General features: G+C 55.0%; 18 protein-coding genes, 1 tRNA gene, 1 rRNA gene and 1 pseudogene. 11 read left to right on the top strand and 10 right to left on the bottom strand.

Going from position 1 to position 24,756, the window contains the following annotated elements; genetic code table 11:
* Positions 1 to 4: 4 nt before the first annotated feature.
* Entirely contained in the window at positions 5 to 1,576 is a 1,572-nt protein-coding gene (locus Q3Y58_RS16560; protein ID WP_319622997.1) for an NADH-quinone oxidoreductase subunit L, read from the bottom strand.
* A gap of 103 nt (positions 1,577 to 1,679) precedes the next feature.
* Here Q3Y58_RS16560 and Q3Y58_RS16555 point away from each other — a divergent pair, with 103 nt between their 5' ends.
* Positions 1,680 to 2,558 carry a LysR family transcriptional regulator gene (locus Q3Y58_RS16555; protein WP_274217377.1) on the top strand — a complete coding sequence of 293 codons (879 nt, stop codon included), beginning with the start codon at positions 1,680 to 1,682 and terminating at the stop codon, positions 2,556 to 2,558.
* A gap of 3 nt (positions 2,559 to 2,561) precedes the next feature.
* On the opposite strand, the gene Q3Y58_RS16550 is transcribed toward Q3Y58_RS16555, so the two are convergent.
* Entirely contained in the window at positions 2,562 to 3,170 is a 609-nt protein-coding gene (locus tag Q3Y58_RS16550; RefSeq protein WP_319622996.1) for a TetR/AcrR family transcriptional regulator, read from the bottom strand.
* A gap of 166 nt (positions 3,171 to 3,336) precedes the next feature.
* Here Q3Y58_RS16550 and Q3Y58_RS16545 point away from each other — a divergent pair, with 166 nt between their 5' ends.
* Both Q3Y58_RS16545 and Q3Y58_RS16540 read left to right on the top strand, forming a co-directional pair.
* Positions 3,337 to 3,798 carry a (2Fe-2S)-binding protein gene (locus tag Q3Y58_RS16545; RefSeq protein WP_319622995.1) on the top strand — a complete coding sequence of 154 codons (462 nt, stop codon included), beginning with the start codon at positions 3,337 to 3,339 and terminating at the stop codon, positions 3,796 to 3,798.
* A gap of 2 nt (positions 3,799 to 3,800) precedes the next feature.
* A complete protein-coding gene (locus Q3Y58_RS16540) occupies positions 3,801 to 5,996 on the top strand; it encodes a xanthine dehydrogenase family protein molybdopterin-binding subunit (protein ID WP_319622994.1) in 2,196 nt (731 codons plus the stop codon).
* 67 nt (positions 5,997 to 6,063) lie between these two features.
* Here the strand turns inward: Q3Y58_RS16540 and Q3Y58_RS16535 are convergent, their stop codons facing one another.
* The 4 genes from Q3Y58_RS16535 to Q3Y58_RS16520 all read right to left on the bottom strand — a co-directional run bounded on the left by Q3Y58_RS16535 (position 6,064) and on the right by Q3Y58_RS16520 (position 11,519).
* Complete coding sequence (locus Q3Y58_RS16535) at positions 6,064 to 6,954, bottom strand: sugar kinase (protein ID WP_274217381.1); 891 nt, start codon at positions 6,952 to 6,954, stop codon at positions 6,064 to 6,066.
* 164 nt (positions 6,955 to 7,118) lie between these two features.
* Positions 7,119 to 8,189 (bottom strand): class II fructose-bisphosphate aldolase, encoded by a 1,071-nt coding sequence (fbaA, locus tag Q3Y58_RS16530; RefSeq protein WP_274217382.1) that lies wholly within the window; start codon positions 8,187 to 8,189, stop codon positions 7,119 to 7,121.
* A gap of 457 nt (positions 8,190 to 8,646) precedes the next feature.
* Positions 8,647 to 9,879 (bottom strand): ROK family transcriptional regulator, encoded by a 1,233-nt coding sequence (locus tag Q3Y58_RS16525; protein WP_319622993.1) that lies wholly within the window; start codon positions 9,877 to 9,879, stop codon positions 8,647 to 8,649.
* A gap of 209 nt (positions 9,880 to 10,088) precedes the next feature.
* Positions 10,089 to 11,519, bottom strand: coding sequence for a glycoside hydrolase family 1 protein (locus Q3Y58_RS16520; protein WP_319622992.1), 1,431 nt, complete (start codon positions 11,517 to 11,519; stop codon positions 10,089 to 10,091).
* Positions 11,520 to 12,114: 595 nt separating this feature from the next.
* On the opposite strand from Q3Y58_RS16520, the gene Q3Y58_RS16515 reads away from it, so the two are divergent.
* The 7 genes from Q3Y58_RS16515 (at position 12,115) to Q3Y58_RS16485 (ending at position 19,324) form a co-directional block, all read left to right on the top strand.
* A complete protein-coding gene (locus Q3Y58_RS16515; RefSeq protein ID WP_319622991.1) occupies positions 12,115 to 13,128 on the top strand; it encodes a LacI family DNA-binding transcriptional regulator in 1,014 nt (337 codons plus the stop codon).
* Between the two features lie 24 nt (positions 13,129 to 13,152).
* Positions 13,153 to 14,388: an extracellular solute-binding protein gene (locus tag Q3Y58_RS16510; protein ID WP_274217386.1), complete on the top strand. Its 1,236-nt coding sequence runs from the start codon at positions 13,153 to 13,155 to the stop codon at positions 14,386 to 14,388.
* A gap of 79 nt (positions 14,389 to 14,467) precedes the next feature.
* Positions 14,468 to 15,484: a carbohydrate ABC transporter permease gene (locus tag Q3Y58_RS16505; RefSeq protein ID WP_319622990.1), complete on the top strand. Its 1,017-nt coding sequence runs from the start codon at positions 14,468 to 14,470 to the stop codon at positions 15,482 to 15,484.
* Position 15,485: 1 nt separating this feature from the next.
* On the top strand, positions 15,486 to 16,319 hold the full coding sequence (locus Q3Y58_RS16500; RefSeq protein ID WP_319622989.1) for a carbohydrate ABC transporter permease: 834 nt from the start codon (positions 15,486 to 15,488) through the stop codon (positions 16,317 to 16,319).
* A gap of 5 nt (positions 16,320 to 16,324) precedes the next feature.
* A complete protein-coding gene (locus Q3Y58_RS16495) occupies positions 16,325 to 17,710 on the top strand; it encodes a GH1 family beta-glucosidase (protein WP_319622988.1) in 1,386 nt (461 codons plus the stop codon).
* 2 nt (positions 17,711 to 17,712) lie between these two features.
* The gene (locus Q3Y58_RS16490) at positions 17,713 to 18,771 is read left to right on the top strand and encodes an ABC transporter ATP-binding protein (protein WP_319622987.1); all 1,059 of its coding nucleotides are present in this window, start codon (positions 17,713 to 17,715) and stop codon (positions 18,769 to 18,771) included.
* 130 nt (positions 18,772 to 18,901) lie between these two features.
* Positions 18,902 to 19,324: a GNAT family N-acetyltransferase gene (locus Q3Y58_RS16485; protein ID WP_319622986.1), complete on the top strand. Its 423-nt coding sequence runs from the start codon at positions 18,902 to 18,904 to the stop codon at positions 19,322 to 19,324.
* Between the two features lie 323 nt (positions 19,325 to 19,647).
* On the opposite strand, the pseudogene Q3Y58_RS16480 reads toward Q3Y58_RS16485, so the two are convergent.
* Together Q3Y58_RS16480 and Q3Y58_RS16475 are read right to left on the bottom strand one after the other, a co-directional pair.
* Positions 19,648 to 20,298: pseudogene (locus tag Q3Y58_RS16480) on the bottom strand (SMP-30/gluconolactonase/LRE family protein); the annotation flags it as partial.
* Positions 20,299 to 20,528: 230 nt separating this feature from the next.
* Entirely contained in the window at positions 20,529 to 21,356 is an 828-nt protein-coding gene (locus Q3Y58_RS16475; protein ID WP_319622984.1) for a beta-keto acid cleavage family enzyme, read from the bottom strand.
* A gap of 534 nt (positions 21,357 to 21,890) precedes the next feature.
* On the opposite strand from Q3Y58_RS16475, the gene katG reads away from it, so the two are divergent.
* Positions 21,891 to 24,062, top strand: coding sequence for a catalase/peroxidase HPI (gene katG / locus Q3Y58_RS16470; protein ID WP_319622983.1), 2,172 nt, complete (start codon positions 21,891 to 21,893; stop codon positions 24,060 to 24,062).
* Positions 24,063 to 24,210: 148 nt separating this feature from the next.
* Here the strand turns inward: katG and Q3Y58_RS16465 are convergent.
* A tRNA-Met gene (locus tag Q3Y58_RS16465) sits at positions 24,211 to 24,287 on the bottom strand.
* A 359-nt stretch (positions 24,288 to 24,646) separates the two neighbouring features.
* A 5S ribosomal RNA gene (rrf, locus tag Q3Y58_RS16460) occupies positions 24,647 to 24,756 on the bottom strand; the annotation flags it as partial.

Raw genomic sequence — 24,756 nt, 5'->3', positions numbered from 1 at the left:
CTCCTTAGTTCGAAGAGCCAGCAGGCCGGTTCAAGGCGCCGACGAAACGGTCAAAGTAAGCATTGGCGTAAAAGCCGTTTGCCGCATGTATACGTGCCGCGCGCCAGAAGTCCGACTTGGCGTTGGACGGTTCAATGATCTGCAGGAAGGTCACTACGGCGAACGAACCGACCGCGAGCGCCATGATCGCCATCTCGAGCACGCCAGCTTGTACCGGCGCTGGAAGCATGTGTCCGAGAGTGATGCTTGCCAATGCGTGCAGACCGAAGTAGGCGACCGAAATGACGCTTCCTGCGATAAACGTACGGCCGAGGACATATTTGCTGGTGCGGCCACTAGACGCCTGTGCGAACAGGAAGGTCAGGCCCATGACTAGAATGCTGCCGACAGCGAACACCTGAAGATCGGTAGAGGTGGAGAGGCCAAACAACATACCAACACCCACGTAGAGCCCCAGCGCCATGGCAAGGCCGAGCGTCACCAGCCCAACCTTGGGCTTGGCTGTGTCTGGTACCCAAGATGCACGCGCGATTTCAACCACACTGCCGGAGGATAGAAAGGCGTGTGCCTTGTAAAGGGAGTGGGTGACGATGTGCAGGACCGCGAGTGAAAACAGACCCAAGCCACACTGCAACAGCATGAAGCCCATCTGAGACACGGTGGACCAGGCCAACGACACCTTCACGCTTGTCTGCGTCAACATCACAATGGCGCCGAAGAGTGCGGTAAAGCCACCGACAAGCGCGAGAATGTGCAACGCGCCGGATGACAGCATCATCACATCCGCTAGGCGCACAATCAGGAAGCCCCCTGCGTTGATGATACCTGCGTGAAGCAGTGCGGAAACCGGGGTTGGCGTCTCCATCACCTCTGTCAGCCAGCCATGTGTCGGGAACTGAGCCGATTTGGTGATCGCCGCAATGACGAGCAGAAACGTTGCGATGGTGACCGCCAACGGAGCTTCGCTCATCGAACCGGCTGCCTGGAGGATCGTCGCAATGTCCGAAGTGCCGAAGGTGTACATGAGCAGCGTCACCGCTACCAGCAGCCCCAAATCTCCAAAGCGGGCAACAATGAACTTCTTCTTGGCCGCAAGGCGCGCTTTCGGCCGTTCCTTGTAGAACACCAAAAGACGATCGAATGCCAAGCTGGTGATGACCCAAGAGACAATCAGCTGGACCAGATTACCGGAAAGCACCAGGAGCAGCACACAGGCCACAGTCAGGGAAAGCTGCGCCATGAAGCGGCCCTGCTGAGCGTCCCCGTCCATATAGTTGCGGCTGTATTGCACTACGATGGCCCCAACAAAGGTGACCAGCACCATCATGATGGCACTCAAGGCATCCAGTCGGATCGACAGTCCAAATTCGGCGGCACCGATGAGCGGCGACGTGCCGCCGCCGGTCAGCGGAACCGTGAGTGCGGATGCGACTGCAATGACAAGTGCGAAGACGGTAGCAAGACGCGTGACTTGAAGCGCCTTACGAGGCCTGATCCCGCTGTCGGTCCGAGCCACCAGAGCTGCGCCGACCAGCGCAAGCGGTGCTGCCAAGGGCACTAGGGAAATAATCGACATTGATGAGGAACTCCGAAATTTTCTTGATTTTGGAGATACCAACGATTGTTCGATCTTAAAAATTCATTATATGTCTTTTATCGTTCTGTTTTGGAGAATGAAGATGGCCGCGCTTAATTATAATCACCTACGTTATTTTTGGGCTGTGGCTCACGAAGGCAACCTGACACGCACAGCAGAAAGGTTGAATATCTCCCAATCTGCGCTCTCAACGCAGATCCAGAAACTGGAGACGCAACTTGGCCACCAGTTGTTCGAGCGCCGTGGAAAACAATTGCTCCTCACGGAGGCTGGCCGGATCACTTTGGACCATGCAGACACGATTTTCGCGGCTGGCGACGAGCTTTTGGGCACTTTGAGGGAAACAGGCACTGCCCGTCAGATTCTGCGCGTAGGGGCCCTCGCAACTCTCTCGCGGAACTTCCAAGTTGGGTTTCTAAGGCCCTTGCTCGCCCGCGAAGATGTTGAAGTGATCTCCAGTTCCGGCAGCTTTGCTGATCTCTTGAAAGGCCTGGAAGCCCTGCACCTTGATGTTGCTTTGGTAAACCAAGCACCGGCTCACGATTCCGCCACACCTTGGATCATCCACCAAATCGCTCAGCAACATGTCAGTCTCGTCGGCACCCCTGAACGGGTGTTGGGCAAGGTCTCCGTGGCTGGATTGCTTAGAGATCACCCGGTCATTTTGCCACCGCTTGCCAGCTCGATGCGCGCTGGCTTTGATGCTCTGGCGGACCGTTTGGGCGTTCGTCCGAAAGTCGCAGCTGAAGTTGATGACATGGCGATGATCCGCCTCTTGGCCCGCGAGGACGTTGGCATCGCTGTCGTGCCGCCCATCGTGGTTAAGGATGAGCTTGAGACAGGACGCCTCATCGAGGCAACACAACTACCAGATATCGTCGAGACTTTTTATGCGGTGACGATCTCGCGGCGCTTCCCAAATCCGTTATTGAGACCACTTCTGGATTCACCACAGGTCTGAATGTCAGGCGCTTGGCCTATAGCGAGCCAACATCATGGCAACTGCGGAATCGACCGTGTTTCGCATTGCGTCTTCGGTGACCAGCTCCCCGCCGTAGATCGCAGGCCAGAACCCTGTCGCCTTGAGCAAACCAATGAACTCTCGGGTCGCTGCCAATGTGTCGGCGATGTCGAGGACACCGTCTTCTTTGGCGTCACGCATGAACTTTTCAATCACATCCGTCTTGTCCAGACGGCACTGAACCTCGTGGCTCATTTTTGTGTCGCGTATGATTTCGCCAAGAACCATGCGTGCGGTCCTCATGAAATCATCGGACATGAACAAGGCCGCCTCAGCCCAGGCCAAATCCCGCAGTTGCTGCTCGATTGGCTTGTCGCTGGTATAGGCAACATCCAACGCCTCACCCAACCGGGTTGCCAGCTCTTCGACAATGGCGTGGAACAGGTTCTCTTTGCTCGTGAAATGCTTGTAGACAGTGCGTTTTGAAACGCCAGCGTTCTGCGAGATGCGATCCATACTCGCACTCTCAAATCCGCGCTCCTGAAACTCCCCTCGAGCAGCGATGATGATCTCTGCACGCTTGGTAAGCGTAGGAGTATCCGCATCAGTCATCTTAAAGCCCCTTTCCTCCTGATTGTTTATCCGTGCAACCAACCAATGTAAACTTGATCGTTTACAGATCCGGAAAAACGTGTAGTGTAAACTGACCGGTTTACACCCAATACCAATAATCCGGCCAACATCCCCCAATTTCCGAGCCAAACAGGAGAAGCATCTTATGGCGCTCACTGTGAAAATTAACGGCACGACCCGTGAAGTCGACGCTGAGCCAGGAACCCCGCTGTTATGGGTCATTCGCGACGAACTCCAGCTGACAGGAACAAAGTTTGGCTGCGGCATTGCCGCCTGCGGTGCCTGTACCGTTCACATGAATGGCGAACCGGTTCGCTCCTGTCAGACCTACATTGACGATGTTGAAGACGCAGAGATCACAACCATTGAAGGCGTCAGCGGAACTGTGGCCAAGGCTGTCCAAACTGCATGGACCGAGCTTGACGTCGTCCAATGCGGTTATTGCCAGTCTGGGCAGATCATGCAGGCGGTCGGCCTTCTCAGCGAGAATTCGAAGCCATCGCCGGACGAAATCGACAGCTACATGGCAGGCAACGCTTGTCGCTGCGCCACCTATCAACGTATCCGCGCTGCCATCGGCCGCGCCTCAGAACTCTTGGAGGCTTGATCATGCCCATTCAGACCTCCCGCCGCAGTTTTATTAAAGGAGCCGCCGCGACGGCTGCTACAGCGACGGCTGCCCTTATTGTTGGGTTTGCACCAAACGGGGCGCTGGCAGCCACAGGCGAAGGCAACCTGACGCCTTTCGTCAAGATCACTCCGGAAGGCAAGATCATTGCCATCATAAAACACTTTGAAATGGGGCAAGGCACGACGACCGGTCTCTCTTCCCTGATTGCCGAGGAACTTAACTCTGAGCTGAAGGATGTGGACTTCGAGTTCGCCCCGGCTGACAATTCCCGCTACGCCAATACCCTGTTCGGCGCGCAGGGCACAGGCGGCTCCACCGCAATGGCCAACTCCTATCTGCAATACCGCAAGGCTGGCGCAGCAGCCCGCGAAATGCTCATTATGGCCGCAGCAAAAGCGTGGGGCGTTTCTGCTGCCGAGCTCAGGCTTGAAAACGGTGTCATTTCCGGCGCGGGTAAAACTGGAAGCATCGCAGAGTTTGTGGCGGCGGCATCGGCCCTGTCGCCACCGGAGAATCCGACACTCAAATCAGCTGCTGACTTCAAGATCATCGGCAACCCTGCTCGAGGGCGAAAGGACACCCCTGCGAAGATCAACGGTACAGCCATCTTTGGGATGGACATCCAACTTCCCGGTCAGATCTACGTCGCCATCATTCGCAGTCCGCGACTTGGCGGCAAGCTGACGTCGTTTGATGCAAGCGGGGCGGAAGGCATGACCGGCTTCATCGAAGCCAAGGCTCTGCCCAACGGCAAGGGTGTTGCAGTCTTCGCAAAGAACACTTGGGCTGCATTCCAGGCACGCGATGCGGTGGTTGCAGACTGGGATTTCTCTGCCGCTGAAACCCGAAGTTCCGAAGAGATCAAACAGGATCTCCTCACCAAGGTAAACTCTGAGAGCGAGTTCAGCGCCACCCCGGATGCTGATCTGAAAGACACCCTTTCTGCTCTTGAAGGGGCCGCACAGGTAGTGGAGAGCGAGTTCTACTTCCCTAATCTGGCACACGCGGCCATGGAGCCCATCAGCTGCACGATCGAGCCCACTTCCGATGGTGGTGTGGTCGTACATGACGGCTGTCAGTTCCCTGCCCTTACTCACCCGACGGTGGCGTCAGTCTTGGGGCTTGATCTTTCCAAGGTGCAGATCAACACCTTGCTCGCAGGGGGCTCCTTTGGACGCCGCGCAAACGCCGATTCCGACTATCACGTTGAAGCTGCGATGGCCTTTGCACTGACGGACCGCAGCAAGCCGGTGAAACTCGTATGGTCCCGCGAGGATGACATGCGCGCCGGCTATTACCGGCCTGCCTTTGCGCACAAGGTGCGGGTCGGCCTTGACGAGGCTGGCAAGATCATCGCCTGGGATCACCGTGTTGCTGGCCAGTCCATCATGAAAGGCACCGCATTTGAGCAGTTTGCAGTTCATGATGGCGTCGATCATGCCTCCGTTGAAGGAGCTGCAGACACGAACTACGCCATTCCGGGCTTCCATCTTGGCCTTACCGATCTCGAACCTTCTGTCACCGTTCTGTGGTGGCGTGCAGTGGGCCACACCCACACTGCCTATGTGATGGAAAGCATGATGGATATGGTCGCAAAGGCAGCTGGCAGAGATCCGATAGACTACCGGTTAGAGCTGCTTTCTTCAGGAACACCTGATCAAAAGCGACTTGCAGGTGTCCTTCAGCTCGCTGCTGAAAAGGCTGGCTGGGGGCAAGAGCTTGCCTCAAACCGGGCACAGGGTGTCGCCGTTCACAAATCCTTTGGCACATATGTGGCCGAGGTGGTTGAGATCTCACGGGATGACGACGAGGTCGTACGGATTGAAAACGTAACCTGCGTTGTTGACTGCGGCACACCCGTGAATCCGGATGTCATCAAGGCGCAAATGGAGGGCGGCATCGGTTACGGCCTTGGCGCGGTCATGCGCAACGAGATCACCCTCGAAAACGGTGAAGTGATGCAATACAACTTCCCCGAGTATGAACCGCTGCGGATCTATGACATTGCAAAGATCAATGTGCATGTCGTCCCGTCCACTGAGCCGCCTACTGGCGTCGGGGAGCCGGGGCTTCCTCCAGCGGGCCCAGCACTTGCAAACGCCATCGCAGCAATCGGACCACGGGTGACCATGTTGCCGATGAGTCAGAGCGGCGTTGAGTTCTACTGGGCTTAACAGGCGCCCAAAAAGCAAAAAGCCCGCCGAGTTTGCGGGCTTTTTTTTCTTTTGAGAATTCAGAAGCTTATGCTTCTTGGAATTCCTGATTAACGTCTTCGATGTCTGCGGTGGTTGGCAGAGACGCTTCATTACCCAGATGCTGAATGGCGTGCGCAGCTGCTGCACGTGCCAGCTTGAAGTGGTCTTCCCACTTGCCTTCCGGGTTTGCAAGGTAGGCGTAAACATAGGCACCGTGGAAAGTGTCGCCTGCACCGTTGGTGTCAACAACACGCTCTTTTGGCACCTTCAAAGATGGAAGGTGGCGAATTGGGCTGTTGTTTTCGTACCAGTGCATGCCACGCTCACCGAGGGTGACCGCGCCGACCTTAACACCACGGGTGCGCAGGTATTCCAGTGTGTCTTCAACGGACTTGCCGAGCTGCTCACAGAACAGTTCAGACACGACAGCAACGTCAATGTAGCCCAGAAGCTCTTCGGTGTTCTCGCGTACAGCGCCGCCGTCAAGCGACGTCATGATTCCGTACTTGCGGCACTGCTTGGCATAGTGCAGCGCAGCTTCTGGAATGTGGCCATCAACATGCAACGCACGGCAGCCAGCCAGATTCAGGTTCGGATACGGGTGCAGGAAGTCGTTGTCGCGACAACGAACGATCGCACGCTTGCCGTCCTTCGGCATGATGAAGGACAAGGAGCTTTCCGCAACTTTACAGCTGTGGATCGGGATTTGATACTTGGCGGCCATGTCGCGGAACATGCGAGCCAGCCAGTCGTCAGCCATGGAACAGAGCAGGTCTGGTGCAATACCGAGCTTCGCGCAGACGAATGCTGCGGTCACGGCGTTCCCTCCAAAGGCAACTGCGTAGTCGTTTGCAATTGTCTTCTCATCACCGGTCGGCATTGAGTCAGCGATAAAGGTGACGTCAATGTAGGACTGACCAATAAACAGTGCTTTCATAGTGGTCTCCAAATGGTCCGCGTTTCCAGGAGGCAGGCCTGGAGCGTACTTTAAGGGCGTCGTGGCTGCAACGCATGCGTTGCCCAGCGCACAACCTCGCCCGAGCTTTCTTTGAAAGAAAGAGAAAAGTGACCCGAAAACGGGTCACTTTGTATTTTTACGTATTATTGCGCCAGCGTCTTGCCGGTGCTGCCAAGGTCCTTGAAGGCCTCGGTCATGCGCTCAACAATACCCTCTTCACCAGCGCGGAGAACCTTGCGTGGGTCGTAGAGTTTCTTGTATGGCGTGCCGTCTTCCGGATCGATCTGATACTTGAACGCACGTGCGTTCTTCTCGACGTAAGCACCTACAGGTTCGGAGAACGCAAACTGGGTGTCAGTGTCGATGTTCATCTTGAAGACACCGTAGCCGAGGCTTTCAGTGATCTTCGCCTTTTCAGAACCAGAACCACCGTGGAATACCAGCGGCAGCGGGTTGCTTTCCAGAGAGTGGGTTTCCTGTACCAGCTTTTGGCTTTCGCGCAGGATCTCTGGGCGCAGCTTCACGTTACCTGGCTTGTAAACGCCATGTACGTTACCGAAGGATGCCGCAACGGAGAAATGACCCAGTGGAGACAAGCGGTCATATGCTTCCAGAACGTCTTCTGGCTGGGTGTAGAGCTTTGGATTGTCTGCTCCGATATCTTCATCGGAACCAACACCATCTTCCTCACCACCCGTACAGCCGAGTTCGATTTCCAGGCTCATTTCAAGTGGAGCCATGCGCTTCAGCAGGCGCTCACTTTCAGCAAGGTTCTCTTCAAGGCTCTCTTCGGAAAGGTCGAGCATGTGAGAGGAGAAAAGCGGCTTGCCGTTTGCCTTGTAGTAGGCTTCACCTTCGTCAACCAGCGCTTCCAGCCATGGCAGGAACTTGCGGTTGGCATGGTCGGTGTGAAGCACGACACAAACGCCATAATGCTTGGCAAGCAGATGAACGTGCTGCGCAGCAGACACAGCGCCAAGGACGCGTGCCTTGAACCCATCTTCCAGACCTGCGCCTGCGAAGAACTGAGCACCACCGTTGGAAAGCTGAATGATAACGTCGGATTTGTTCTTGGCTGCTGCTTCCAGAACTGCGTTCAAGGAGTTAGTGCCAACAATGTTAACGGCCGGAAGGGCGTAACCACCTTCACGGCATGCTTCGATCAAAGTTTTGTAGTCTTCGCCGTATACGACGCCAGGCTGCAACTTTCCCATTCAAGTCCTCCTGTGGACCGGATATCCACGTAGTGGGTGATTCAGAGCTTTGATGGGTGTAATTTAAACCGATTTAAATAGCTATATCCCGACGGATTTCCACGTACTTCACGCGGCGCATTGTCGCACCGGTGAAAAGCGCAGGAAATGGCAGTTTTCCGCCCATCTCAGCTCTTCGGCAAAAGGTGGGGACATTCAATCCCACACCGTTCTCCAATGTTTCAGGAACGAACGCGTACGAGACTGCGCACCAGAGCGAACTTGGGTTCCTTCACTCGATGCGCACTGCACACATTCAGTGGCTCACTTCAATCATCCGCACCTGTCAGCGGTATCACAGAACCAACCGGCTTGGACATTACACCCTTTACGTATACGCGGCGAGCACAAACATGGCGCGTCATACAGGCGCGGGTGTGCGGCTCAAGCGTCAATGGGGTAACAAGCCTCTTCAATGCTAGAGGGAAGCATTCATGCACTCGCTCAGTGCGAAGGCAGCAGCACCTTTTGCCCACATGAGATCGCCCCAGCGATGTACCACAATTTCCGGCCTTGGCCCCTCAACGTACACAATGTTTCGCTGCACCTCCTGCGTGAACTCATCAGAAGAAAGATAATCGAGACGCATCTGCTCCCCAGCAACGATAATGAGCTTGGGAGCAAAGACATTGATGATGTTTGCCAGCCCCAGAGCAAGCAATTTACCCGCACGCCAGAAGATCGACTTAGCCTCTTGATGGCCCTCTTGAGCCATTCGATAGAGCTGATCCAGTCGGCTCTCAAGTGAGTTGCTTGGCAGATCCGGCATTGCGATGTTGGCCTCACGAAGCAACGCATAGTCCGCAACATAGGCCTCCAGACAACCGCGTTGGCCGCAGCGACACAGAGCGCCGTCAGGAATGATCTTGGTATGACCCAGTTCAGCTCCGCATCCGCGGGCTCCTCGATACACCTTCCCGTCGATCACGATGCCCATGCCAACACCGTGCTCGGTGGTTACCACGATGAAATCATCAAATGTGCGGCCATACCCGAACCAAAGCTCAGCAAGCGCCACGAGGTTTGCATCATTGTCTATGAAGACCGGAACCGGCAAATGGTCCGCCAATCGTTCCAACAGCGGAACATTGCGCTGTGTCAACATCGGGCTCCAATATACGTAGCCCTCTTCCTTGTTGACGATGCCGGGAACGCCGATGCCAACTCCTGACAGGTCCTCTATCTTCAAGCCTTGAGGCGCAAGAAGATCCTTCAAGAGCTCCCGCACGGACACTGCCAGAACATCCGCCTCAACTGTGGCCGGATTGAAGGTACGGGCCAGACTGCCAAGAGTGTTGCCTGCCAGGTCAACAACCACTGAAGACATCACGCCTTTTGAGAGCTTGATCCCCGCGACGATGCACGAAGAAGAGCTGAGCTTTAGCTCTACTCTTGGTCGTCCTCGCTTAGCGTCCCCAGTGGGGGCTGCACGATCGGCCTCTTCGATGAGCCCCTCCTCCATCATCTCAGCGGTGATGGTGGTAACTGTCGCGGGGCTAAGCCCTGTCTCTTTGGACAAGTCAATACGGGCCAGTTGGCCTGACTTCCTCAACTGCGAGAAAATCAGGACACGGCCCTGCCTTCTTTGTTCAATCAGTGAGGATTTTGATTTCTGCACAACCGATCTTCGCTTGTCTTGCCAGGAGATCATTGACCTCTCTCACGCGCATGCGTGGAGAGCCTCTATATTTTGCCCTTCAAATTTAACATGATAAATTTTTCAAGGCTAGAAAGAATTTTCACTAACCCATTTCTGGTTGCTACACAAGTAAATGCGCGCAAAAAAGCAGAGGTGATTTCTCTCCTCTGCTTCCCAAAACACGTCACTTGTTGTTCGCGTCGCTGACCGGAACGTTTTGGTCAGGTCTTCAGACTTGCCCCGTTCGTCGCGATGACTTGCTTATACCAATGGAAGCTCTTCTTCCGTTTGCGCTCCAACGTACCGGTGCCATCGTCATGACGGTCGACGTAGATGTAACCATAGCGCTTGCTCATCTGAGCTGTTGAGTTTGCCACCAGGTCAATCGGCCCCCAACTTGTGAAGCCCATCAGCTCGACCCCGTCCAGTGTTGCTTCGCGGGCTTGAACCAGATGATCGTTCAGATAGGAGATACGGTAATCGTCAAAGATTTCGCCATTTACTGTTACTTCATCCCGCGCACCCAGACCATTTTCGACGACGAACAATGGCTTTTGGTAGCGATCATAAAGAAAGTTCAAGAGGATACGCAGCCCCTTCGGATCGATCAGCCATCCCCACTGACTTTTCGCCAAATACGGGTTTGGCACGCTATCGACGATGTTGCCGACTTCCTTTTGCTTTGGGTCGGCACTGGCGCAACCGGAGGCGTAGTAGCTGAAGGAGATGAAGTCGACGCTGGCATCTGCAAGCTCCTCCAGATCTCCCTCCTCCATCTGGATCTCAATGCCGTTGTCCCGGAAGTAACGCAACATGTAGCCGGGATAGCGGCCACGGGTCTGTACATCCCCAAAGAACAGCCACTTGTTGTTCTCGTTCATGGCGGCAATTACATCATCCGGATTGCAGGTGTAAGGATAGTTGATCGCCCCCAGAAGCATGTTGCCAATACGTGCGTTTGGTACAATCTCGTGGCACAGTCGTACGGCGCGGGCACTGGCAACTAGCTGGTGGTGAATGGCCTGATAGATCTCTGCTTCAGCTGCGTCTTCAGGCAAGCCGACACCGGTAAACGGCGCGTGCAAGGACATATTGATCTCATTGAAGGTCAGCCACAGCTTGACCTTGTCCTTGTAGGCATCAAAGACGGTTCGAGCGTATCTCTCAAAGAAACCGATCAGGCGCCGATCAGCCCACCCGCCATAAGTCTCGGTCAACGCATACGGCATCTCATAGTGCGACAAGGTCACGAATGGAGTGATGTCGTGCTTGGCAAGTTCATCGAAAATCTTTTGATAATAGGCGAGCCCCGCCTCATTGGGCGTGTCCTCGTCTCCCTTTGGGAAGATGCGCGTCCAAGCGATGGAAAGGCGAAGGCAATTGAAGCCCATTTCTTTGAACAGAGCGATGTCTTCTGGATAGCGGTTGTAGAAATCAATCGCCAAATCCTTGATGCCCGGTGTGCGCTCCTCCCGTGATTGATGAGGGTTCAAGATACCCTTGGGCAACATGTCGGAGGTTGATAGCCCCTTCCCGTCCTTATCAAAAGAACCCTCAACCTGATTGGCGGCAATTGCGCCGCCCCATAGAAAATTATCCGGGAATGTGGCCATCGGTGTACCTGCAGTGACTAGATGTGTTTCGCTCACCATAGCGTAATCATTCCATATGAACATGGCATGAGATGCCCCCTCCGGCGTTCTCCACGCTCCTCTTGCATCACCAAGTCTGCCTCGACCTGTTGTGCGTGTGCCTCAACCTGGAGCGGTCCTAGCTAGCTGTATCGCAGGTGCCTGTTCCAACCTGCGTCTACTAGAACGAACTGGGAGATGGTTTCAGTACGCTGGTGGGCACTGAGGTTGAAGGGCTCGCAGCAACAACGGCAAACGGCACTAACGAGAAGTTTGAGACACGTGACACCGCCTCCGATGGCCTGTGGCGGCACCGCCAGCAATGAGCCTTTTGGTAAATGTTGATAACAAGCAAGCTGCGCACGCCTTTTTCTGCGCGAGCATCGCCCTCAAGGTCTGCGGAACGCCCGCTCCCCAAACTTTGAACATTTCCAATAAGTAAGCCAAAAAGCGACACCCTCAGCTGATACTTCACAGTTAAGCAGAAGGACTGATCCTGATATTTTTTTCTTGATGTAAGCGCTTACAAATGACAGCCTTCCTGCATGTAAGCGCTTACAAGTCGATTCGACTGGGAGAATTGAAAGATAGAAGCGCTGCATTTGGGAGAATGCTCGTGGCAACAATCGCACAGGTCGCAGTCAAGGCTGGCGTGTCAACCGCAACCGTTTCACGCGCCTTAAACAAACCAGAAATGGTTGACGCAAAGACGAAAGCGAAAGTGCAAGAGGCTGTGCAGTCACTAGGCTATCGCCCCAACCAGGTTGCGCAAGGTCTGGCCAGCCGCTCTTCCCGCACCATCGGCGTTGTGGTGAACCAATTCGGGTCCGCCTACTATGGCACCATGATTGATGGTGCGGAGCGCGCGCTTCGCAAGATTGGCTACAAGCTCATTGCTGAATCATCCGGAGAAGCGGCAGAAGGTGAACGCAGCGCATGGCAGTCCTTGTTCGACCGCCAATGCGAAGCCGTAATCGTCCATTCTGATGCGCTTGCTGAGGAAGAACTGACCGGTTTCATGGAAAAACACCCCATGTCCGTACTCATGAACCGGCACCTTCCAGACTACGAAGACCGCTGCGTTTATCTCGACAACGTTCGCGGCGGGGCCTTGGCAGCAGCACACTTGGTGGCCAAGGGTCACCGGAAAATCGCGACGATTACCGGCCCCTTTTCCTACCACGAGGCACGGGACCGCCTTAAGGGCTTCGAGCAGCAATTGGCCGAGGCTGGCATTCCGCTGGATCCAGACCTGACCGCTGAAGGTAACTTTAAAGACGACATGGCTTTCGAGCGCATGATGGCGCTTTTGAATGGCCCCAAAGAGTTCACTGCACTGTTCTGCCAATCCGATGAAATGGCCGCGGGTGCCATTGAAGCGTGCCGCCAAAAAGGCCTTCGCATTCCCGATGACATTTCCATTATCGGCTTCGATGATGTTGATCTTGCACGGCACCTTTCCCCCAAGCTGACAACGGTGCGCCAACCCCTGAGGGAAATTGGCGCCGCTGCAGGTTTGCTTGCACATGCTGTTGCCAGAAAAAGCCCTGACATTGAGGGCATTTGTAGAAGTTTTGAGGCGGAAGTGATCGAACGTGCTTCCGTTCTGGATCTGAATACAGGTTCTTAAAACGTTCAAATGGTGGAGGAAACAATGAAGAAGTATCTACTTGCTGGTCTTGCAACAGCTGCCCTGATGGGCGCATCCGCGCAAGCTGGCGACTTGCGTTTTGATGGTTTTCCGGATTTTGACAGTCATCTGGAAGTTCTGATCCCTCAGTTTCAAGAGAGCCATCCAGACATAAACATTACCTATCAAATGAACCAGCACGCGGACCATCACCGCAGGCTCACAACCAACCTTGCCACCGGATCGGGAGCCGGTGACGTGGTCGTGGTGGACGTGAGCTTCGTTGGCTCCTTTATCAACGCAGGCGGCTTTGAAAACCTTTCAGCACCTGAGTATGGCGCTGACCTCATGCAGGAAAATTTCGTCAGCTATGCTTGGGATCAGGGCAAGGGAACAGACGGCAACCAGTATGCCATTCCAGTCGATATTGGCCCCGGTGTCATGTACTACCGCCGCGACATTGCAGAGTCAGTTGGCTCCTCCATTGAAGACGTCATCAAGAGCTGGGACAGCTACATCGAATATGGCCGTAAGCTGAAAGAGAAAGATGTATATCTGATCGCTGACGCAGCAGAGGTTGCGCAGCTCATCATCTACACCACGGTCAAGGAAGGTGAAGGCTTCTATTTTGACGAAGATGGCAAGCCGCTGGTGACCTCTGACCGCTTCGTCCACGCCTTCACCGTTGCCAAGCAGATCCGTGAAGAAGGTCTCGACGCTCAGGTCCGCGCATGGACCAATGAATGGTACGATGGCTTCAAGAACGGCACGGTCGCCACTCAGCTTTCCGGTGCGTGGCTTCTCGGTCACCTGCAAAACTGGATGGCACCTGAGACAGCTGGCCTGTGGGGCGTCTCCAACCTTCCTGATGGCATTTACGGTTCCTGGGGCGGCTCCTTCCTTGCCATACCAAAGCAAGCCAAGAACAAGAAGGATGCCTGGGAGTTCATCAAGTACCTCACCAGCACTCCTGAAGCACAGCTTGCAGGCCTGAAGAACATTGGCTCCTTCCCAGTGCTCACTGAAACCTACAGCGACGCTTCTTTTGACGAACCGCTTGAGTTTCTTGCTGGCCAGAAAGCCCGCAAACTGTTCGCTGAAGTTGCCCAAAAGGTGCCAGCGGTTGCACCACGCCAAGGCGACCTGATCGCTGACGACATCGTTCTGCGTGCGGCACTTCTTGAAGTGCTGAATGACGGCAAGGACATTGAAGCTGCTCTGCGTGACGCTGAGCGCCTGATCAAACGCCGCGTGAAATAGGCCCGAACAAGGCAGGCTCTGACCAACACCTTCTTGAGAGCCTGCCGCCTTTTTCCCTCTTCACTGAGTTAGGCGAGACATGACACTTACAACAACGCCCAATGAAGAACGGGGCACTCAGATGCGTGCTCCGGCCAGACGGCGCAGTACCCTGCGTATCTGGAAGAAGCGGTTGATGCCGTGGTTGTTTATCAGCCCATTCATTATCCTCTTCATGGTCTTCACCCTGTTCCCACTGCTGTTTTCCATCTACCTCTCGTTTCAGGAGTGGAACCCAGTTGCTGGCCTTTCCTCCATGGAGTACGTGGGTCTTTACAACTACCAGCTCGCCCTCACTGATCCGTGGCTTTGGAAGTCCCTTTACAACACGGTCTGGCTGGCTGTTGTGAGCGGCATCCCCCAGCACCTGCTGGCCATTCCAGTGGCATACATGCTGGTCTCCGCTGTACATGGCAGGCTCCGCCACCTCTATACCGCCACCATGTTCATTCCATTCATTACCTCAACGGTGGCCGTGGCGCTGATCTTCTTCAGCATCTATTCCACCAATGCTGGCATTTTGAACCAGTGGCTTCTAGCACTGTCCAACCTGCCCGTCCTGTCCTGGTTCTTTTCATGGGTGCAGGATGCCATGCCAATCCGCTGGCTGACCTCGTCAGACTTGCTCAAGCCATCCATCGCAATGGTGGTGATCTGGAAGTACACCGGCTTCAACATCGTGGTGTATTCCGCTGGCTTCCTGACGGTTTCTCGGGATCTTTATGATGCCGCGAAAGTGGATGGATGCAGCCGTTGGCAGCAGTTCTGGCATGTCGCTCTGCCTATGATCCGCCCGTTCATTTTCTTCGCGGTAACACTCACCATCATCGGCAACCTGCAGCTCTTCGAAGAACCTTACGTTCTTACACAAGGTGAGAGCGGCGGCGTGGCGCAGTCCGGTCTGACAGCCTCCTACTACCTCTATCTGGTGGGCTGGCAGTGGTTGGAAATGGGCGCGGCAGCAGCAATTTCCTGGATCTTGTTCCTGTTCATCGCGATCGCAACCGGTGTTCACTTCTACTTCAATGGCCGCAAGGGTCTCGGGGAGGACCGCTGATATGAAAGCACTTATGAAACGTCTTCCCAAGATCAGCATGCACGCCTTCCTGATCGTCAGCGTGCTTATCACGATCTTTCCATTTGTCTGGGTGGCCATGATGGGCACCCACTCCCGCAGTGAGATCTTCTCCTCACCGCCACCGTTCTACTTCGGCAGCCGGCTTCTGGAGAACTATGAAAAGCTTCTCGATATCATGCCGTTCTGGCTGGTTTTGGGGAACTCTCTGATGGTCTCCATCATTGGTACAGCGGTTACTGTCCTGTTCTGTTCCATGTGTGCCTATGGCTTTTTTGCCTACGAGTTTCGGGGCAAGAACTTGGTGTTCGGCGTCATGGTTGCTTCCATGATGGTGCCGCCAGTGCTCACCTTGATCCCGTTCTTTCTTACAGTAAAGTTCCTCGGGCTGCTGGACACCCACGCTGCGATCTGGTTGCCACTAGCAGCCAATGCCATGGGCATCTTCTTGATCCGGCAGTACATGGTAACCTCCATATCCCGGGACCTGCTGGATGCCGCCAAGGTGGATGGTGCCTCAGACTTTCGCACCTATTGGACGGTCGTTCTTCCTCTGATCAAGCCCGCACTGGCAACGCTGGGCATCGTGACGTTCATCGCGCTTTGGAACAACTTCCTTCTGCCACTGATCGTCATCTCTTCGCCGGACAAGTACGTCCTGACCCTTGCACTGCGGTCCTTGCAGTCTGTCGCCAACACCCCGTGGGGTGCGGTCATGCTGGGCACTTTCCTCTCTATGATCCCGCTTCTGGTCGCCTTCCTGTTCTTCTCAAAGCAGATGATGGCAGGTTTGACCGCCGGTGCAGTTAAAGGCTAAAACCCATGAACAATATCAAACACTTGGCACAACGTTTCCCTCGCGACTTCAAGTTCGGCGTCGCAACTGCGGCCTATCAGATCGAAGGCGCGGCCCAAGAAGACGGACGCAAGCCCAGCATCTGGGATGCCTTCAGCAAGATGCCGGGCCGTGTCTACCAACAACACTCTGGCGATGTGGCCTGTGACCACTATCACCGCTGGGAGAGTGACCTTGATCTCATCAAGTCCCTTGGTGTTGACGCCTACAGGTTCTCCATTGCCTGGCCGCGCATCTTGCCGGACGGACGGGGTAAAGTGAACGAAAAGGGCCTCGACTTCTATGACCGTCTGATAGACGGCATGAAGGAGCGCGGTCTGGGGGTCTTCCCTACGCTTTACCATTGGGACTTGCCAATCGAACTGGCTGGATACGGGGGCTGGACGGCCCGCAACACTGCAGAGGCTTTTGCAGAGTACACAGAGGTGGTGGTGAACCGTCTTGGTGACCGCATGGATGCACTGGCAACCATGAACGAACCGTGGTGCATTTGCTACTTGAGCCACCTGCTTGGCATCCACGCCCCGGGCGAGAAAAGCATCGATGCAGCGATGGCCGCCATTCATGTCATGAACCTTGCCCACGGCATGGGTGTTCAGGCAGCGCGCTCGGTCCGCTCTGATCTGCCCATGGGCATTGTTCTGAACCTGATGTCAGTTTATCCTGGCAGCTCCGAGCCTGCCGATCTAGCCGCAGCGGAGCGCTCCTTCCTGTTCAACAACGGTGTCTTCCTGTCCCCTATTTTCAAGGGCGAATACGACGCTGAAATACTGGCGGAGTTCGGCGAGAAACTGCCAATTCAAGATGGTGATCTGGAGATCATCAATCAGCCCCTCGATTGGTGGGGCATGAATTACTACAATCCAAGCAAGGTAAAGGACGACCCGGCACCGGACGCAGCTTATCCGCGTGCGCTACCCGTTCCTGTTACCGACAGCGATGTGCGTACCGACATTGGCTGGGAAATCCATGAAGCGGGCCTTTCCTACGTCATGAAGCAGGTCTACGACCGCTATGACCTGCCACCGGTCTACATCACCGAGAATGGCGCTTGCTTCAACGACGAGCCTGTCGATGGCGTTGTTGATGACAAAAAACGCATTGACTATCTCGACCGTCATCTGCGCGTGTGCGCCGAGATTACGGAGATGGGCTTGCCGTTGAAGGGCTATTTCCTCTGGAGCCTCATGGACAACTTCGAATGGGCAGAGGGCTATCGCATGCGCTTTGGCATCGTCCATGTGAACTACGAGACACAGGAGCGTACGCTCAAGAACAGCGCTCATTGGTATCGTTCCCTTATTGAAACCCACCACTCCCCTGAACGGGCTGAGAAGCTTGAGGAGATTTGATCATGGCAGGTGTTGAACTTTTGAACCTGAGCAAATCCTTTGGCTCAGTCGAGGTCTTGAAGAGCCTCAATCTGACCATTCAGGATGGTGAGTTCGTGGCCCTTGTTGGTCCGTCTGGGTGCGGCAAGTCCACCTTGCTGCGCATTATCGCCGGTCTGGAGGAAGAAACAGCAGGCGAGGTTTACATTGGCGGTGAGTACGTCAACGACCTCTCTCCCAAAGAGCGGAACATCGCCATGGTGTTCCAGTCCTACGCGCTCTATCCGCATATGAGCGTTGAGGAGAACATGGGCTTTAATCTCCGTATCTCCGGGATCAGCAAGTCAGACATCAAGGCCCGTGTTCAAGAAACCGCCGAGATACTTGATCTGGTGCATCTGCTTGACCGCAAGCCGTCACAGCTTTCTGGCGGCCAGCGCCAACGCGTCGCCATGGGCCGCGCGCTGGTGCGCAATCCTGACGTCTTCCTGTTTGACGAGCCCCTCTCAAATCTGGATGCCAAACTGCGCGTTCAGATGCGTGAGGAAATCAAGCGGCTACATCAGCGTGTTCGCACCACGAAGATCTATGTCACACACGACCAGATCGAAGCCATGACCCTTGCAGATCGTGTTGTTATTTTGAACCAGGGGATCATTCAGCAGGTTGGCACACCACGCGAGCTCTACCAAAATCCGGCAAACGCGTTCGTGGCTGGTTTCATTGGCTCTCCAGCCATGAACTTCTTGCCCGCGACCCTTACAAGCGATGGCACGTCCTCCCGTATTGAGCTGGAAGACGGCAGCATCTTGGTCGCAGACAAGCGTGCAAATCAGCCTTCGGACGGAAAAATCCTTCTGGGGATGCGTCCGGAGCACCTTCATTTGAGTGCAGAGAAGGACGAACATAGCCTGAAAGGCCGTGTGGATCTGATTGAGCCGACAGGCGCTCAAAACCACCTGCGTGTCACGCTTGCTGGCAAATCTACAACGGTGGTGGACAACTCCCTGACCGAAGTGGAACTCGGAGAGTTCGTCAATCTGAAGATCGACCCCGACAACCTTCATCTGTTCAGCCAGTAGACAACCTCTTGAACAATCGAAAGGCCCGTGCTCTCTGGATCACGGGCCTATTTATTAGAAGCCAGAACACCTGATGCATCAATGGAAGGCCGTGCATTTGAGTTGAAAGCCATTTTCCTTGGAGCTTTTTATGATCGAACTGCGGATAATCAACGACGTGCAGGACAGCCATTTTGAAGGCATTGTGGGGCCGCTGAGCACCTTCACTGAGGGAAAAGGGTTCTCATATGCACCGGAGACAATCACCATCGGTGCATTCGCAGGCGAAAAACAGGTCGGCGGCTTGCAAGGAGAAATCCTGTGGCACTGGTTCTACATCAAGCTGCTAAGCCTCTCAGAGGAAACACGAGGACACGGAACAGGTCGGCGTATCGTGGAAAAGGCAGAGGCAATTGCACGAGAAAGAGGTTGCGTTGGAGTCTGGCTCGACACCTACACATTCCAATCACCAGAATTCTACCGGGCGTTGGGCTACCAGTCCTTCGGCGAACTTCCAGATCACCCAAGAGGCCACTCGAGGATCTTTTTCCGCAAGATATTTTCAGAGGGATGAAAGCGAAGGCCTGCCTTAGGGAAAGGCAGGCCTCGGTTTTACTTTGTGATTTTGATGAGGCCAGGATTGGCATTACCTGTCATGGCTGAGACAAGACCAAAGTTGGTCACCAGATACCCTGTATCGGTCGCAGCGATTGATGCAGGAAAGTCCAGCATGTTGTCTCGCGATAGTGAAGAGACCACGCCCTCATAAGAGATGAAGCTCATCTGATTGGTGCGATTAACAGCGGCAGTAATGCCCTCTGGCCCGGCGATGATACCGTCAATACCTTCCAACAGATCGCAGTTGGTTTCATTTACTGGAGCTACATGGCTGGGCTTTCCATCTTCAATGGCGACCCGCAGCACCTGTGCCCGGTCGGTCACCGCCACATAGAGCGCGCCATCCGGACCAAAATCCAGTCCGTTGGCCCCAATGCCATACCCAACTTCATCCGGCGCACAGACTTCCGGGTCGCCCTTAAGAAGCGGGTGTTCCAACCACTTCGTTGTAGATCCATCTTCTGACACGGCCCAAATCACACCAGCAATGGAATCTGTAACCAGCGCAGTACCATCATTTTGCCAGGTGAAGTCATTCGGGAAGCCCATACCCTCAGCCGAGGCGTGCAAGGTTGCTTCGCCGCCTTCTGCGCCAACGCGGTAGATACCTGTGGTTACGCCTTCGGCAAATGAGGCCAGGCCTGCCCAAAGAGACCCGTCCTTGGCAAAGGTCAGACCAGTCAAAAAGCCCGCCCCTTCCGGCAAGGAGGGATAGGTCGCGAACTCGGTCAGTTCGCCTTCAGCCAGACGCAACACGCTCTGCTTGGTTGCAAGGCCGAGAAAGGCATCTGTGCCGCGCAAGGCCAGCCCCTCTGGAAGCTCATTCGCAGCAGGGTCCAATTTGGTGACGAACTCGGTCTCTGCGGCTTGCGCAGAGAAGGCGCTCAGTGCGAGCAGCGATACAGCGGTCAGTGTGGTGCCCAGTTTCATTGCATTCTTCCTCATTGCATTAGAGCGGTATCAGCCGCGCTCTGTCGTTTGGAGATGTTTGTTGCAATGACCCTAGCCGGGCGCATTAATCAGATAAATCGTGAATTAATGGAATGATATTCCGCTTTTTCCGATGAATTAAACTGGAAAGATACCGGTGAGTTTATCTCACCGGCACCGCGACTTAAGGAAACAACAATTAGTCAGCCTCGCCGTGCTTGATCACTGCCTCAAGCAGCAAGACCAAGAAGCTCGCGGGCCTGTTGTGGTGTTGCGACCGGGCGCTCATAGCGTTCACAGATTTCAACTGCGCGTTTGACTAGCGCTGCATTGGAGTTGGCCAATGTGTCCTTGTCGATGCGCACATTGTCTTCCAGACCCGTGCGGGCATGTCCGCCAGCGGCAATCGACCACTCATTGAGCACAATCTGGTTGGGTCCAATACCGGCCGCACACCACTGTGCAGTTGGCATCAGCCGCTCAACGGTCTTCACATAAAAGTCGAAGACCTCCTTGTCGGCTGGCATGGCGTTTTTCACACCCATCACGAACTGTATGTATATGTCGCCCGGAATCCGGCCATCCTTGTTCATAATCGCAGCTTGATGAATGTGGCTGAGATCAAACGCTTCGATCTCCGGCTTCACGCCATAGGTGCGCATTTCTGAGGCCAGCCAATCCACCAGCTCCGGTGGGTTCTCATAGACGCGGGTTGGGAAGTTGTTGGAGCCGACGGAGAGTGATGCCATGTCCGGCCGAAGTGGTAACATGCCCCCACGCTCCCGGCCTGCACCAGAACGACCGCCCGTGGAGAACTGAATGATCATACCCGGACAATGTTTCTCAAGCCCCTCCTTGAGGCGTGCAAACTTTTCCAGGTCAGAGCTCGGTGTTTCGTCGTCATTGCGCACATGGGCGTGACAGATGGCAGCTCCAGCCTCGAATGCCTGCTGCGTGCTCTCGATCTGCTCACTCACCGTAATTGGCAGTGCTGGATTGTTGGCCTTTCGCGGCACGGATCCGGTAATAGCAACGCAAATGATACAAGGTTTCGACATGCAACACCTTTTTAACGGGGCGCCTAACACCGCATTCGTGCAAGGCCAAATTCAGTTTCGACTTCCAGTCGCACAGACCTTCCCAAGCTGCTGTGCAGCCTCTGCTTAAACTTGATTCCTAACGATCCGAGCTAAGCCTGTTCCATGCAGGAAGTTGGTTTCTTAATCCTGTTGCCATCATGCCTATTGCCGTAAAGGGTCGTCAATTCTTCGAAAGCACTTTCTGGTTGCCTTCGTACTCCAACGCCACAACTTTAAGTCACCGCTGGGCCTCGACATGGCAAACAGAGAGAGGCGGAAGGCCACGACGGGATCTGGCAACGCGTTCAACCCCGATATCGGGTCCAAATGCTTCGTAGTTTCAGGGGCATGTCAGCAATAAGGTTTGCTTATCTACTCCATCAGAAAATGCAAATTCTTTTTATTCGGCAACGGTGCTAGGTTAAAAAACGTAGGGGCACCTATGTCGTTTGGCATCTGGCCGCAACGAACACATGCCCTTTCAGAGATCGCACAAACGATATTGAGGGAGCCATGAATACCAACCCAAAAATTTCCGCAGGCAAATGCCCTGTCATGCATGGTGGCAACACGGCGAGTGAAAAGTCCGTTATGGACTGGTGGCCCAACGCGCTGAAACTCGGTATCTTGCACCAGCATGATACCAAGACCAATCCCATGGGCGATGACTTTGACTACCGTGAGGAGGTCAAGTCCCTCGACTATGAAGCGGTGATGGACGACCTCAAGGCCTTGATGACCGACAGCCAGGACTGGTGGCCAGCTGACTGGGGGCACTATGGCGGCCTGATGATCCGCATGGCATGGCACTCCGCAGGCTCCTATCGCTCCTCCGATGGTCGCGGCGGTGGCAATACCGGCAACCAGCGCTTTGCGCCGTTGAACTCATGGCCGGACAACGTCAATCTGGACAAGGCACGCCGTCTGTTGTGGCCAATCAAAAAAAAGTACGGCAACAAGCTGAGCTGGGCGGATCTGATGATCTTGGCGGGCAACATGGCCTATGAATCCATGGGCCTGAAGACCTTCGGGTTCGGTTTTGGCCGCGCCGATATCTGGCACCCCGAAGAGGACGTTTATTGGGGTTCCGAAAAGGAATGGCTGGGCCGAGATCGCTATGACAGCGATGCGGACCCGCAGTCTTTGGAAAACCCGCTTGCTGCGGTACAGATGGGCCTCATCTATGTGAATCCCGAAGGGGTTGGTGGTCAGCCAGACCCATTGAAGACAGCGCTTGAAATCCGCGAAACCTTCGCGCGCATGGGCATGAACGACGAAGAAACCGTCGCGCTAACGGCCGGAGGTCATACGGTAGGCAAGGCACATGGCAACGGCGATGCCAGCAAGCTGGGCCCAGAGCCAGAAGCGGCCGATGTCTTCGATCAGGGATTGGGCTGGACCAACACCGGAAGCCGTGGGATTGGCCGCGATACGGTTTCGAGCGGTATTGAAGGTGCATGGACCACACATCCGACCAAGTGGGACAACGGCTACTTCTATCTGCTGTTCACCTACGATTGGGAGCTGACGAAGAGCCCGGCAGGAGCGTGGATCTGGCATCCGATCAACATCAAGGAGGAAGACAAGCCGGTCGACGTGGAAGACCCTTCCATCCGCTTGAGCCCAATGATGACTGATGCAGACATGGCGATGATCAAGGACCCGATCTATCGTGAGATCTCCAAGAAGTTCTATGAGAACCCGGATCTGTTGTCTGAGACCTTTGCCCGTGCCTGGTTCAAGCTCACCCACCGCGATATGGGCCCCAAGGCGCGCTACATTGGTCCTTATGTTCCCAAAGAAGACCTGATCTGGCAGGACCCGATTCCAGCAGGAAACACCTCTTATGACGTAGCTGCCGTAAAGCAGAAGATCGCCGCAAGCGGCCTGTCATTGCAGGATATGGTGTGCACTGCCTGGGACAGTGCCCGCACCTACCGTGGCTCTGACATGCGCGGCGGCGCCAATGGTGCCCGTTTACGCCTTGCGCCCCAAAAGGATTGGGAGGGCAACGAGCCAGACCGGTTGGACCGTGTTCTTTCCGTCTTGGAAGGCATTGCCGTCGACACCGGTGCCAGCGTCGCTGACGTGATCGTTCTGGCAGGCAATGTCGGTGTCGAACAAGCGGCCAAGGCGGCTGGCTTTGACGTTGAAGTTCCGTTCCATCCCGGGCGCGGCGACGCCACACAAGAACAGACCGATGTTGAGAGCTTTGCTGTTCTGGAACCAATCCATGATGGCTACCGCAACTGGCTGAAAAAAGACTATGCCGTAAGCGCCGAGGAGCTTTTGCTCGATCGCACCCAGCTCATGGGCCTGACAGCAAAAGAAATGACGGCCCTTGTGGGCGGCATGCGTGTCATGGGAACCAACCACGCCGGCACCAAGCATGGCGTGTTTACCGACAAGGTTGGCGCGCTGACAACGGACTTTTTCGTCAACTTGACCGACATGGCCAACTCATGGGTCCCGGTTGACGGCACCACCTATGAGATCCGTGACCGGAAGAGCGGCGCAACCAAGTGGATGGCAAGCCGAGTGGATCTGGTGTTCGGCTCCAACTCCATCCTGCGCTCCTATGCCGAGGTCTACGCGCAAGATGACAACAAAGAGAAGTTCGTGAAGGACTTTGTCGCCGCCTGGACCAAGGTCATGAATGCGGACCGTTTTGACCTCTTGAACTAACTCAAAACAAACTCAACCCGAGACCGGCCTGCCCTACATCAGGGCAGGCTTTTTTTGCCGCTCAACTGCGCACTGTAGCAGACGCATCTGTGAACCTGACCCTAGAACGACAAAACCCGCCAACTCGATGAGCTAGCGGGTTCAATTTTGGTTGCGGGGGTAGGATTTGAACCTACGACCTTCAGGTTATGAGCCTGACGAGCTACCGGGCTGCTCCACCCCGCGATAAACTTGTGTTTTGGGCTTTTGTAGTGCCCAGTCGGGCGTTGGCGTTGCCCGTTCTCTTTTTGGTTTGCCCGTCCTCAGGCTTGCGGCCTTGCGGGCGATGCGGGGCTGCTCCACCCCGCGATAAACTTGTGTTTTGGGCTTTTGTTGTGCCCAGCCGGGCGTTGGCGTTGCCCGGTCCTTTTTTGGTTTGCCCGTCCTCAGGCCAGTGGCCTTGCGGGCGATGCGGGGCTGCTCCACCCCGCGATAAACTTTTAGTTTCGTGTATGAAGAGACACGAAAAGGCCCGTGGTTGGGCCTTGTTATGTGTTCAAGCTGATTGGCTTGGACAGTTGGAGAGTTTGTTTTGTTGTTATCATGCCCGGCGGCGCCCTACTCTCCCGCGTCTTGAGACGAAGTACCATTGGCGCAGGGGCGTTTCACTTCCGAGTTCGGGATGGGATCGGGTGGGGGCGCCCCGCCATGGCCA

Source organism: Nesiotobacter zosterae, from assembly GCF_033843645.1.
In the GTDB taxonomy this organism is placed as follows: Bacteria; Pseudomonadota; Alphaproteobacteria; order Rhizobiales; family Stappiaceae; genus Pseudovibrio; species Pseudovibrio zosterae.
The sequence above is the reverse complement of the archived record's forward strand: the minus strand, read 5'-3'. Positions and strand labels throughout refer to the sequence as shown.